The sequence below is a fragment of the Actinomycetota bacterium genome (genome assembly GCA_016700055.1).
Lineage (GTDB): Bacteria > Actinomycetota > Acidimicrobiia > Acidimicrobiales > Ilumatobacteraceae > Kalu-18.
Window position 1 is genome coordinate 1,863,227 of the sequence record CP064997.1, and the last position, 12,528, is coordinate 1,875,754.

10 protein-coding genes and 1 pseudogene are annotated in these 12,528 nt (G+C 72.4%); 10 read left to right on the forward strand and 1 reads right to left on the reverse strand.

The window, feature by feature from the left end:
* Positions 1-2: 2 nt before the first annotated feature.
* From IPM43_09115 to IPM43_09150, 8 genes are read left to right on the forward strand one after another with little or no spacing between them, the layout of a single operon-like run.
* Positions 3-4,142, forward strand: a complete 4,140-nt coding sequence (locus IPM43_09115; GenBank protein QQS23614.1) for a hypothetical protein — start codon at positions 3-5, stop codon at positions 4,140-4,142.
* A 9-nt stretch (positions 4,143-4,151) separates the two neighbouring features.
* Positions 4,152-5,150, forward strand: coding sequence for an ABC transporter ATP-binding protein (locus IPM43_09120; protein ID QQS23615.1), 999 nt, complete (start codon positions 4,152-4,154; stop codon positions 5,148-5,150).
* A complete protein-coding gene (locus IPM43_09125) occupies positions 5,150-5,824 on the forward strand; it encodes an ABC transporter permease (GenBank protein QQS23616.1) in 675 nt (224 codons plus the stop codon). The genes IPM43_09120 and IPM43_09125 overlap by 1 nt, the downstream gene beginning before the upstream one ends.
* On the forward strand, positions 5,821-6,486 hold the full coding sequence (locus IPM43_09130; GenBank protein ID QQS23617.1) for an ABC transporter permease: 666 nt from the start codon (positions 5,821-5,823) through the stop codon (positions 6,484-6,486). The genes IPM43_09125 and IPM43_09130 overlap by 4 nt, the downstream gene beginning before the upstream one ends.
* A gap of 17 nt (positions 6,487-6,503) precedes the next feature.
* Positions 6,504-7,394: an ABC transporter substrate-binding protein gene (locus tag IPM43_09135; GenBank protein ID QQS23618.1), complete on the forward strand. Its 891-nt coding sequence runs from the start codon at positions 6,504-6,506 to the stop codon at positions 7,392-7,394.
* Positions 7,395-7,416: 22 nt separating this feature from the next.
* Positions 7,417-8,334 carry an ATP-binding cassette domain-containing protein gene (locus IPM43_09140; GenBank protein QQS26407.1) on the forward strand — a complete coding sequence of 306 codons (918 nt, stop codon included), beginning with the start codon at positions 7,417-7,419 and terminating at the stop codon, positions 8,332-8,334.
* Positions 8,331-9,086, forward strand: a complete 756-nt coding sequence (locus tag IPM43_09145; protein QQS23619.1) for an ABC transporter permease — start codon at positions 8,331-8,333, stop codon at positions 9,084-9,086. The genes IPM43_09140 and IPM43_09145 overlap by 4 nt, the downstream gene beginning before the upstream one ends.
* 16 nt (positions 9,087-9,102) lie before the next feature.
* On the forward strand, positions 9,103-9,762 hold the full coding sequence (locus IPM43_09150) for a dienelactone hydrolase family protein (protein QQS23620.1): 660 nt from the start codon (positions 9,103-9,105) through the stop codon (positions 9,760-9,762).
* A 31-nt stretch (positions 9,763-9,793) separates the two neighbouring features.
* On the opposite strand, the gene IPM43_09155 is transcribed toward IPM43_09150, so the two are convergent.
* Positions 9,794-10,456, reverse strand: coding sequence for a Crp/Fnr family transcriptional regulator (locus tag IPM43_09155; GenBank protein ID QQS23621.1), 663 nt, complete (start codon positions 10,454-10,456; stop codon positions 9,794-9,796).
* Positions 10,457-10,543: 87 nt separating this feature from the next.
* On the opposite strand from IPM43_09155, the pseudogene IPM43_09160 reads away from it, so the two are divergent.
* Positions 10,544-11,652: pseudogene (locus IPM43_09160) on the forward strand (2-C-methyl-D-erythritol 2,4-cyclodiphosphate synthase).
* Between the two features lie 2 nt (positions 11,653-11,654).
* Positions 11,655-12,509 carry a 23S rRNA (guanosine(2251)-2'-O)-methyltransferase RlmB gene (gene rlmB / locus IPM43_09165; protein ID QQS23622.1) on the forward strand — a complete coding sequence of 285 codons (855 nt, stop codon included), beginning with the start codon at positions 11,655-11,657 and terminating at the stop codon, positions 12,507-12,509.
* Positions 12,510-12,528 lie beyond the last annotated feature (19 nt).

Here is a 12,528-nt window from a genome sequence, read left to right on the forward strand (position 1 = left end):
GTATGGGTGATCTCGCGCACGACGCGGTGCGGCTCAACCTGCGCGTCTCCGGTCACGGTGACACGACGGTCGTCGGCCTGCACCCCACGCACACGGTGGCCGACCTCGCGCACGCGCTCGGCTGGCCGACGGCAGAGCTGAGCATCGACGGCGACGTCGCCCCGGCGAGCGCCGCGCTCTCCCGTTGCGGGTTGCGTGAGGGCAGCGTGGTGGAGCGGTCGTCGGCTGCTCGGGAATCCGAGGTCGGTGCTGCTCTGGTGCTCGAGGTGGAGGCCGGGCCCGATGCCGGGCACCGCATCCCCCTGCTGCCGGGTCGGCACGTGGTCGGGCGCTCGCCCACCGCCGACGTGAAGCTGGCCGATTCCGAGCTCGAACCTCACCACCTGCTGGTAGAGGTCACCGCCGAACCCCGTGGGGCGGCGGTGCTCCAGCTCGCGGGCCGGGGGCGGGCAGGCAACGACGATGCCGGCACCACCGACGCCGTCTTCCTTACGCCGGGCCGCCGGCGCAGCGTCGCCGCCGGAGATTCGCTGTCGGTCGGGGGGAGCCTGCTCGTCTTTCGCGCCGCCGGAAGCGGAAGCGGGTGCCCGGCGCAGGTGGAGCCCCGGTGTCCGGACGAGGCCGGCCCGTGGCGGCGCACCGTCCACCGCGGCGGCGTCGAACAGCCGAATGTCCCGGCTCCGGTGGAAGTGCCCGCGGAGGAGGCTGCGCCTACCGGTGCGCCTCCGGCGGTGCTCGGCCCGGCGCTGACCGGGCTCGTCGCGGCGGGGGTGATCGCGGCCGTCACCGGCCAGAGGCTGATCCTGCTCATCGGTGCAGTCGGAGCACTCGTCGCGGCCGCGGCTTGGGGCGCGCATCACGTCGGCCGCTGGCGGGCAGAGCGGCGCCGCCGGCGCAGCTGGCAGCACGCCCTGGAGCGCTTCGAGAGCGCCCTCGCCGCGCAGCAGCAGCTCCGCGCCGGCGCCCGCCGCAAGCGGCTGCCCGCGCTGCCCGCCGTCGTGGCCCGGGCCGAGTCCGGGCAGGTGTGGTCGTGGAGGGCCGAGAACGACGACGCGTGGTGGGTTTCGATCGGCCCCGGCCGGATCGAAGCCGAACCCGAGCTCGCCGGCGAGCCTGCCGACACCGCGGTGTGGGCGATCGCGCAGCGCCACGGACACCTCGGCGACGTCCCCGTCGAGCTCGACCTCGCGCCCGGGACCGTCACCGGCATCGCCGGACCCAATGCTCGTGCCCTCGCGCGGTCGATGCTGGTCCAGCTCGCAACCGCGGTCGGTCCGAGCGACTGGCGCTTGATCGTCGAGAGCCGCGACACGAGGTCGTGGGCGTGGACGCGGTGGCTTCCCCAACTAGGCGCGGTCGAGCCGGAAGGCTCGTCGCCGGACGGCATGGTCGTCGCCCTCGTCGACGATCCGGCTCTCGTCAGCGCCCGCACGGCGCCGCTGCGTCGGCTGCTCGTCTCCGGTCGCCCCGCCGCTGTGGTCGTCCTCGCGACGACGGTGCAGGAGCTGCCCGCCTGGTGCACCTGCACGGTGGAGCTCACGAGAGACGGTCGCGCGAAGCGCCGCGGGCACGGTCGGCCCCCGGCCGTGGCGCGTCTCGCGGGGCTATCCGCAGCGCTGGCCGAGCATGCCGCCGCCGCCCTCGCGCAGTGGCGTGACCCCGAGCTGGACGACCCCCACCGGCAGATTCCCGAGGTCGTGTCTGCGGCGGCGATCCTCGGCGCGGATCTGCCCGAAGCGATACTCGCCCGCTGGAGCCTGGGTGGCGCGGACCCCTCGCCTTCGGCGCCGCTCGGGATCGCCGCCGACGGCGTGGTGGAGGTCGACCTCGTCCGTGACGGCCCGCATGCGCTGGTTGCGGGCACCACCGGATCCGGCAAGAGCGAGCTGTTGCGCACGCTCGTCCTCGGGCTCGCCCTCAGCGCTCCGCCGGATTTCTGCAGTCTGGTGCTGGTCGACTACAAGGGCGGGGCCGCGTTCGACGCCTGCGCCAGGCTTCCCCACGTGGTCGGCGTGGTCACCGATCTCGACGACCGCCTGGCCGAGCGGGTGCTGCGCAGCCTGGAGGCCGAACTGCGCCGGAGGGAGGCCGTGCTGCGCCGCCACGGGGTCCACGACCTGTCCGGGCTGCGGAGCTTGCCCGATGCCGAGCCGTTGGCCCGGCTCGTCGTCGTGGTCGACGAGTTCGCGACGCTGGCCGCCGAGCTCCCCGGCTTCCTCGGCGCTCTGGTGTCGGTGGCCCAGCGCGGGCGCAGCCTCGGCGTGCACCTCGTGCTCGCCACCCAGCGGCCAGGTGGCGTCGTCAGTGACGACGTGCGCGCGAACACGAACCTGCGGATCGCCCTTCGCGTGCAGGACGCCTCCGACTCCACCGAGGTGATCGGCGACGCCGTCGCCGCCACCTTGCCGCGCGCCTTTCCCGGCCGGGCCGTCCTGCGCCTCGGCGCCGGCGAGCTGATCGTGTTCCAGGCGGCGTGCACGGCCGTCGGCCGCGCGCCCGGAGGCGCGATGCCGCGCGTCGAGGGTCGGCGGCCGGTGCCCGAGGGCGACGGCGGGTCGCTCGGGTCGATGGTGCGCGCGGTCGAGGAAGCGGCGCTGGCGTGGCCCGGCGGGTCGGCTACTGCGCCGTGGCTGCCGGCGCTTCCCCGGAAGATCACGCCGACCGATCTCGCCGACCTGCTCGCCGACCTGCACGTCGACCTGCACGACGGTGACGCCCGCGACGAGGTGGTCGTCGGGTGTGCCGACGATCCCGACCGGCAGCGACGGGTGGCCGTTTCGTGGTCCGCGACCGGCCACCTGCTCGTCGCCGGCGCCCACGGATCGGGGGTCACCTCGACGCTCGTCGGCATCGCGCGGGCGCTGGCCGCGCGTCACACGCCGGACGAGATCCACCTGTACGCGATCGACGGGCGTGCCGACCTGCGCCTGCGCGAGCTTGCCGATCTCGACCACGTCGGCGCGGTGGTGGGCGTTGCCGAGGCAGAGCGTCTCGCCCGTCTGGTGGAGCTGCTGCATGCACGGTCGACGTCGGGGGATTCTGCCGTGCGCACCGTCGTGCTCGTCGACGGTCTCGACGTGGTGCGCCGCGCGCTGGACGACGGACGAAGCGGCGAGTGGCTCGACCGCTTCGACCAGGTGCTCGCGCAGGGTCCGGCACGGGGCGTCGTCGCCGTGATCGCGGTCGAGCACGTGGCCGCGGTGCCCGCCGCGATCATGTCGATGTGTCCGCAGCGCTGGGTGATGAAGGTGAGCGACCCTGCAGACGCGACGCTGTGCGGTGTTCCGGCTGGACGGGTTCCGGCGCCCGGTGCGGCTCCGGGCCGCGCGGTGCTGTGGCCCGAGCTGATCGAGGCCCAGCTCGCCACCCCCGACGGCTGGCCGCCGCCGCGGCGCCGAGCGGGACGGCGAACGGCGGGCGCGCCGCGCTGCCTTCCCGCGGCGATCGGGCTGTTGCCTGCGGACGTGGGCGCCGATGTCGTCGCCGGGCAGTCCCGGTGGTCGGACACCGGTGCAGTGCTGGCGGTGGGGCTCGGTGCCGCGAGCCGTGCGGTCGTCTGCGTGGACGTGCCGCTCGGCGAGCACCTGCTGGTCGTCGGGCCGTCCCGCTCGGGACGGACGTCGGTCCTCACCCGCTTCGCCGAGAGCTGGGTCGACGCGATGGGCGCGGCACCGGCGGCCTCGACCGGGGCAGGTGCCGAAGTGCTGTGGTGCTCGGGTCGGCGTCGGGAGCGGGCCGCGGTGACGCTCGGGGAGCTGGGGAGGCTGAGCGTGATCGACCGGCGCACGCTGGTGGTCGTCGACGACGCCGACATGTTCGACGATCCTGACGGCCGGCTGGTCCGGGCGATGAGCGCCCACCCCGGACTGACCGTGGTCGCCGCGGGTCGGCCGGGGCCGTTGCGCGCCGCGTACGGGCACTGGACCCAGGTGGTGCGTCGCAGCCGGCACGGCCTGCTGCTCGACGGGGTCGATGCGCTCGACGCCGACCTGCTCGGCGCGGTGATCCCGCGGGGGCGCCGGGAGCCGGCTGCGCCCGGGCGGGGATGGCTCGTCGTCGACGGCGACGCGAAGGAGGTGGTGCAGATCTCCCGACCGTCGAAGCCGCCGGGGCCGATCCTCGGTCAGCACCTCGGTGGGTAGGGTCGCGCCGTGATCGAGCTGGACCGCGTGACGAAGCGGTTCCGGAGCGGCGTCGTGGCGGTAGACGAGCTCAGCCTGACGGTGCCGACCGGTTCGATCACCGTGCTCGTCGGGTCGTCGGGCTCGGGCAAGACCACCGTGCTGCGGATGATCAACCGCCTCGTCGAGCCCACCTCGGGAACGATCAGGCTCGGTGGACGTGACGTGCGTGAGGTGCCCGTGCACGAACTGCGCCGCGGCATCGGCTACGTCATCCAGCAGATCGGGCTGTTCCCCCACCGGAGCGTGCTCGAGAACGTCACCACCGTGCCGAGGCTGCTCGGATGGGACCGCGAGCGTTGTCGACGCCGTGCGTTGGAGCTGCTCGAGCTGGTCGGCATCGACGCCGCCCTCGCGCCGCGCTACCCGAGGCAGCTGAGCGGCGGCCAGCAGCAGCGCGTCGGCGTGGCCCGCGCGTTGGCCGCCGATCCGCCGGTGCTGCTGATGGACGAGCCCTTCGGCGCCGTCGATCCCGTCGTGCGCACACAGCTCCAGCTCGACCTCGTGGCCTTGCAGCGTGAGCTGCGCAAGACCGTCGTGTTCGTCACCCACGACGTCCACGAGGCGCTGCTCGTCGGTGACCGCATCGCCGTACTGGCCCCCGGAGGCGTCCTGCAGCAGGACGCCACGCCCGCGTCACTGCTCGCCGACCCGGCGAACGAGTTCGTGGCCGGCTTCCTCGGCAACGAGCGCCGCATCGCCTTGCTCGGGCTCGTCGAGGCGGGGGAGGTTGCCGTCGATCCGCTCGCCAGCCTGCCCGCCGGCGTCGACCCCGCGTCGCTGCCGCGCGTCGGCCCGCGGGCGACGGCCAGGAACCTGCTCGACTCGGCGCTCGGCTCGCCAGGCGGTGCGGTCGTCGTCCTCGACGAAGCGGGGTCCCCGAGCGGGGTGGTCCGGTTCGACGCGCTCACCGACGCGATCGCGCGTCTGCACGCCGGTTCGGCCGCGGCCGGAGGTGGGCCGAGGTGATGCTGTCCGCGCCGACGTGGAGCGGTCACTCGCTCGTCGGCAACTGGGACGTGATCTGGTTCTACACGGCTCAGCACCTGCGCTTCACCGCCCTCGCGCTGGCGCTCGGATGCGCGCTGGCGTTCCCGCTCTCCTACGTCGCGCACCGCTGGCCGCGTACATACCCGCCGCTGCTCGGAGCGGTGAACGTCGTCTACGCCATCCCGTCGATCACGATGTTCGTCCTGCTCGCCCCCGCCTTCGGGTTCACGAACGATCGGCCGGTGGTGATCGCGATGGCCCTCTACTCACTCGTCATCCTGCTCCGCAACGTCGTCGAGGGTCTGCGCGCCGTCCCGGTGAACGTCGTGGACGCGTCCACGGCGATGGGCTACGCGCCGCTCCGCCGGTTCTTCGCGGTGGAACTGCCGCTCGCCGTGCCCGGCATCGTCGCGGGGCTGAGGGTGGCTGCGGTGAGCACGATCTCGCTGATCTCGGTCGCCGGGGCGATCGGGCGCGGCGGACTGGGACGGCTGTTCGACGACGGCCGCCAGCGGGACATCACCATCGAGATCTGGGCGGGGATCGCGGCGGTGATGGTGCTCGCCCTCGTGGTCGACGCCGCGATCTTCCTCTCCGGCAGGCTGCTCACACCGTGGGCACGTGCCGAGCGCGCCGAGCGGGGTGGACGATGAGCGACCTTTTCGACGGCCTGGCGTGGCTGACGACGGCCGACAACTGGTGGGGCGACCGTGGCATCGCCGCCCGCGTGTTGGAGCATCTCCGCTACTCCCTCTTCGCCACGCTCGCCGCGGTGGTGATCGGGCTCCCGATCGGCCTCGCGATCGGGCACACCGGGCGCGGGCGGTTCGTCGCCGCGAGCCTTGCCGGGCTGTTGCGCGCCGTCCCCACGTTCGGGGTGGTGAGCCTGCTGTTCGTGTGGCGTCCGCTCAGCGTGTGGCCGGTGCTCGTCGCCCTCGCCCTGCTCGCCATCCCTCCCGTGCTGGTGAACGCGGCCGCCGGGATCGAGAGTGTCGACGCCGAGGTGAGCGACTCGGCCCGCGGCATGGGCCTGACGTCGTGGCAGGTGCTGTGGCAGGCCGAGCTGCCGAACGCGGTGCCGCTGGTGTTGGCCGGGATCCGCTCGGCGGCGAACCAGGTGCTCGCCACGGCGACGGTCGCCGGGTTCGTAGGCGTTGGTGGCCTCGGCGCGTTCATCTTCTCCGGCTACGGAACCCAGCGCTACGACATCGTCTATGGTGCGACCATCGCTGTAGTGGCGCTCGTGTTGCTGGTCGAGGGCGTCTTCGCCGTGGCCCAGCGCTCTGCGCAGAGGAACCGAAGGGGGCTCAAGTGAGGTCGAGGCGAGTCTTGGTGGCGGTCGGCGTTGCCGCAGCACTGGTGCTCGGAGCGTGTGGCGGCGACGACGGTGGCGGTGGCGAGGGCGCCGAGGCGGTCACGGTCGGCTCCGCGAACTTCCCGGAGAGCCAGCTGTTGGCCGAGATCTACGCGCAGGCACTCGAGGCGGCCGACGTCTCGGTGGAGCGCAACCTGAACACCGGCAGCCGCGAGGCGTACTTCGGCGCGATCGAGGCCGGCGAGATCGACCTGCTGCCGGAGTACACCAACTCGCTGCTGTCCTTCGTGCTGCGCATCGCCGACCCGGAGGCGACCCCGTCGGCGACGTCGGTGGACGAGCAGGTCACGGCGCTCGGCGAGGCGTTGCCCGAGTCGCTGAAGGTGCTCACCCCTTCGACCGCGGAAGACAAGGACGTGATCGTCTGCCGCGCCGACATCGCGGAAGGGCTCGGCATCACCAACCTGTCCGAGCTGGCCGCTGTCGCCGACCAGATCACGCTCGGTGCACCGCCGGAGTTCGAGCAGCGCTCCCCGTTCGGACTGGCCGGCTTCCGCGATCTGCTCGACGCCGAGTTCGCCGAGTTCGTCCCGCTTGCCCCCGGCGAGGTAGCCGATGCGCTGAAGGGTGAAGCCATCGACTGCGGCAACCTGTTCTCGACGATGTCGGTGATCACCACGGAGGGCTTCGTCGCCCTCGAGGACGACCAGACGCTCGTGCCGAACGAGGCTGTGCTCCCGTTGATCCGCGTCGATGCCGCCTCCGACGAGGTGGTCGAAGCGCTCGACGCGGTCAGCGCCTCGCTGACCACCGACAAGCTGAAGGCGATGATGGTCGAGGTCGAGGTCGAAGCTGCCGACCCCGCAGACGTCGCGGCCGACTACCTCGCCGCCGAGGGTCTCGGTTGATGACAGGACTTCCATGCCGCCGGTGATCACCGTCGCCGGCCTGCGCAAGCGGTTCGGCTCCATCGTCGCCGTCGACTCACTCGGGTTCGAGGTGCAACCCGGCCGGGTGACCGGCTTTCTCGGTCCGAACGGTTCGGGCAAGAGCACCACGTTGCGCTGCATGCTCGGCCTCGACCGACCCGAGGCCGGCACGGCGCTGTTCTCCGGCCGTCCGTACCAGTCGATCAAGCGCCCGCTGCACGAGATCGGAGCCCTGCTCGACGCCGGCTACGTGCACCCCGGGCGCAGCGCCCGCAACCACCTGCGGTGGATCGCGGCGTCGAACGGGATCTCCTCCAGCCGCGCCGACGAGGTGCTGGAGTGGTCCGGACTGGCCTCCGTGGGCGCCACGCGGGTGAAGGGCTACTCGCTCGGCATGCGCCAGCGGCTCGGTCTCGCCGCGGTGTTGCTCGGCAACCCGTCGACGGTGATCCTCGACGAGCCCGCGAACGGGCTCGACCCGGAAGGCATGAGGTGGATCCGCGACGTGCTCGTCCACCTCGCCGGGGAGGGCCGCACGGTGTTCGTCAGCAGCCACCTGCTCTCGGAGATGGCCCAGATGGCCGAGGACCTGGTGGTCATCGGGCGCGGCAGGCTGATCGAGCAAGGCACCGTCGCCGATTTCGTCGACCGTCACGCCGAACGCTGGGTGCACGTGCGCAGCCCGGAGGCAGCGCGGCTGCAGGCGCTGCTCGCGCAGCACGGCGCCGTCGTGCGCGAGGGAAGCAGCACCGACACGCTGCTCCTCGACGGCACCACCTGCGAGCGGGTTGGCGAGACGGCTGCGGCCGCGGGCATCGTCTTGCACGAGCTCGTCGCGCGCACCGGCTCGCTGGAAGAGGCCTTCCTCCGCGCGACGTCCAGTGAGGTCGAGTACCACGGACAAGGCGCGCCACGATGACGGACGTCCTGCGCGCCGAATGGATCAAGCTGCGTACCGTGCGCTCGCACTGGGTGCTGGCGTACATCGCGGTGGCCTTCCCGTTCGTGGTGGCGACGCTCACGGCGGTGTTCGCGGATCTCGACGGCTTCGACGACGAGTCCATCGCCTCTGTCGTCTCCGGCACCACGATCGTCAGCGCCTTGCTGTTCGGGGTGATCGGAGTGCTCTCCGTCGCCCAGGAAGCCGCGCACGGCACGCTGCGCGTGACCTTCGCCGCGGTGCCTCAGCGCCGTCAGGTGCTGTTGGCCAAGGTCATCGTCGTCGCGGTCACGGCCGCGGTCGTGATCGGTGTAGCGGTGGCGGCTTCCGTCCTCAGCGCGACCTCCATCGCCTCTGCCCGTGATGCCGACTTGGAGATGGCAGGCACCTCCAACGGCCGTGCCGCTCTCCTCGGGTCGGTGCTCCTGGCGGTGCTGCTCGCGCTGCTCGGGCTGGCCCTAGGGATGCTGATCCGCAACGTCCCGACCGCGGTGGCGCTGCTCGTTCTCTGGCCGATGGTCGCCGAGAACATCGTCGGTGGGCTGCTCAGTCTGGCCTTCGGCGAATCGGCGTTCCGCTGGATGCCCTACGCAGCCGGATTCCAGCTCGCGATCGTCGAGGAGTTCGAAGATGGTTGGGGCTCGCGGTGGCTCGCCGGCGCGTACTTCGCCGCGTGGGTGGCGGCCTTGCTCGCGATCGGGTTCGCGGTCAACGAACGCCGCGACGCCTGAGTGGCAGGATTCCCCCGTGCGCATCACACTTCCCTCGGGTACACCAGCATCGCTCGCGCGCTGTCCGGGCGATCCTGAGATGGGTCTCGTCGTCTCGCCCGACCTGTTCGGGCTGCGGCCGCTCTTCGACGACATCGTCGCCCGCTTCGCGAGCGAGTGGTCGATGGTCGTGTGTGCCGTCGAGCCCTTCCCCGGTCGTGACCTCGGCCCCGACCCGGAGCCACGCTTCGCGGCGGTCCACCTGCTCGACGACGACATGCACTTGCGTGACCTGCTCGAGGCCGCCGACGCCACCGGCTGCGCGAGGGTGGGCCTGATCGGGTTCTGCATGGGCGGCATGTACAGCCTGAAGGCAGCACGCCACCACCGCTTCGAGCGCATCGCGAGCTTCTACGGCATGGTCCACGTGCCCGACGATTGGCGAGGAGCGGGCCAGCACGAGCCGCTCGACCACCTGCGCGCCGGCCACCCCGAGCGCGTGCTCGCGATAATCGGCGAGCAAGACCCCTACACGCCACCCGTCGAGGTCGCCGAGCTCGAGGCCGCCGGAGTGAAGGTGGTGCGCTACCACGACGCCGAGCACGGTTTCGCCCACGATCCCGCTCGGCCGGCACACCGCGCCGACGACGCCGCCGACGCGTTCGCGAGGGCGCACTACTGGCTGCTCGGAGCCTGACTGCCTCGCTTGACTGCGTCGCCTGACTGCCTCAGCGGGCGCGTTGCTCGAGGCGGTCGCGCTGGACCACGCGATAGCGCCGTTCGTGCTGCTCCAGCCAGCCGAGGCGGATGAAGCTGCTGATCGCCTTGTTGACGCGCTCGCGCGACGCGCCGACCATTCCGGCGAGCTCTTCTTGGGTGACGGGCAGGATGAACTCGTCGGCTCCGTCGGCCAGCTCGAGCAGCCGCTTCGCGGTGCGCCCGGTGACGTCGAGGAACACGGAGTCGGCGAGGGCCTCGTCCATCGCGCGTAGGCGTTTGGCGAGCAGGCGCGTCACGCCCCACAGCAAGCTCGGGTCGGAGCGCAGCATCGCCAGCACCGGCTGGTAGGGGATCTCCAACACGGTGCTCGTCTCGAGCGCTCGCGCCATCGCGGACCGCGCACCGTCGTCGAGCATGCCCATCTCGCCGAACAGGTCGCCGGGCTCCATCAGGGCGACCATGCTCTCGCGGTTGTCGAGCTCGTTGCCGATGGCGATGGCCACCCGCCCGGAGAGCACCACGTAGAGGGCCTCGGGAGCGTCGCCTTCGGCGAACAGGAGGTCGCCGCGAACGAGGTGCCGCTCGGCACCGGCGGCGGCGACGGAGGCCAGCACATCGGGGCCGGCGTCGGCGAAGAAGTCCGTCTTGGCGAGGACGTCGTCGTGAGACATGCGGCACAGACGGTACTACCCTCCCGCACCGTGTCCCCTGCCGAAGCCGAGACCGTGTGGACGATCGTCGTCGCCGGTGGGACGGGTATGCGGTTCGGCCGTGCGAAGCAGTACGAACCGATCGGCGGGCGGCGCGTGATCGACCGCTCGGCCGACGTCGCGAGGGCCGTCAGCGAGGGTGTGGTGCTGGTCGTGCCACCCGGCGACGTCGCCGAAGAGCGCGGTGTCGCGGGCGGGGCGACGCGTAGTGCCAGCGTGCGGGCCGGGTTGGCCGCGGTGCCGGCGGAGGCCACCATCGTGTGCGTGCACGACGCGGCCCGTCCGTTTGCCACCGAGGGGCTTTACCACGCGGTCATCGAAGCGGTTCGCGCCGGCGCCGACGGCGCCGTGCCGGGACTGGCGGTGACCGACACGATCAAGGTGATCGCCGGCGACATCGCGCACGGCGCGCGGGTGGTCTCGACGCCGGATCGCGCGACGCTCGTCGGGGTGCAGACGCCGCAGGCCTTCCGCGCCGACGTGCTGCGTCGTGCCCACGCGGCCGGCGGCGAGCAGACCGACGACGCCGCATTGGTGGAAGCGGCGGGGGGCACGGTGGTGGTGGTCCCCGGCGACCCCGACAACCGCAAGCTCACCCACCCCGAGGACCTCGCCTGGGCGCGCCAGCGAGCTCAGGCCCAGCTGGAGGAGCGGGCGTGACCGCGAGCGAGGTTCGGGTCGGACAGGGCTTCGACGTCCACCGCTTCTCCGACGACCCCGCCCGCCCGCTGGTGCTCGGAGGGTGCACGTTCGAGGGGATCGCCGGTCTGGCCGGCCACTCCGACGCCGACGCCGTGGCCCATGCCGTGGCCGACGCGCTGCTCGGCGCGGCAGGCCTCGGCGACATCGGCGAGCACTTCCCCGACACCGATCCGCAATGGGCAGGAGCGGACTCTGTCGTGCTCCTCACGCGCGTCGCCGGGCTCGTGCGCGACGCAGGCTGGGTGGTCGGCAATGTGGACTGCAGCGTCGTCGCCGAGCAGCCGAAGATCGCGCCACGTCGCGCCGAGATGCAGCGCGCGCTGACCGAGGCAGTCGGCGCTCCGGTGACGGTGAAGGGGCGAAGGGCAGAAGGCCTCGGCGCACTCGGCCGGGGCGAAGGCATCGCCTGCTGGGCGGTGGCCGTGATCGTGCGCGACAGCGCAGGAGGTACGTGACCGTGGCCAACCGCCGGGGCAAGGGCCCGCCGCCAGGTGGCCGGGTGCGCAGAGCACCGGGCGGGATGGCGCCGCGCGCTCCCGAGCCGCGACGCACGCGCTCTGGTGACGACCACGATCTCGGGGGCACCCAGGTGGAGGGCCGTCAGGCGGTGCGGGAGTTGCTCGTCGCCGGCCGCCGCAAGACGCACGAGGTATGGGTGGCGACCGATCTCGGCGAGAGCGAGGTGTTGTCCGACATCGTGGCGCTCGCCCGAGCGAACAGGGTGCCGGTGGTCGAGGTGAGCCGCAAGAAGTTGGAGGCGAAGGCGCGCAGCGAAGCGCCCCAAGGTGTGCTCGCTCTGGCTGCGCCGCTACAGCCCGTGGAGCTCGACGCGATCACGCGCCGGCGACCCGGTCGCGTTCCGTTCCTCGTCGCGCTCGACGGCGTCACCGATCCCGGCAACCTCGGCGCGCTCTTGCGGGTGTGCGACGGGGCCGGCGTCGGCGCCGTGGTGCTACCGCGGCACCGAGCCGTGCACGTCACCCCCACCGTCGCGAAGGCGGCCGTCGGGGCAGTCGAGCACGTGCCGATGGCCGTCGTCGGCGGTCTGCCGGCCGCGCTCGCGCGGATCCGCGACGCAGGCATCTGGGTGGTCGGCCTCGACGACTCTGCCGATCGCTCGCTGTTCGATCTCGGCGATCTCGCCGCCGAGGCGGTCTGCCTGGTGGTCGGAGCGGAGGGCAGCGGGCTGTCACGTCTCGTGCGCGAGCGCTGCGACCTCGTGGTCAGCATCCCGATGCGCGGGCGCCTGTCGTCGCTGAACGTCTCCACCGCTGCGGCTCTTGCCTGTTACGAGGTGGCGAGGCACCGCTGAGCCCTGTCGTTTTGTGGCA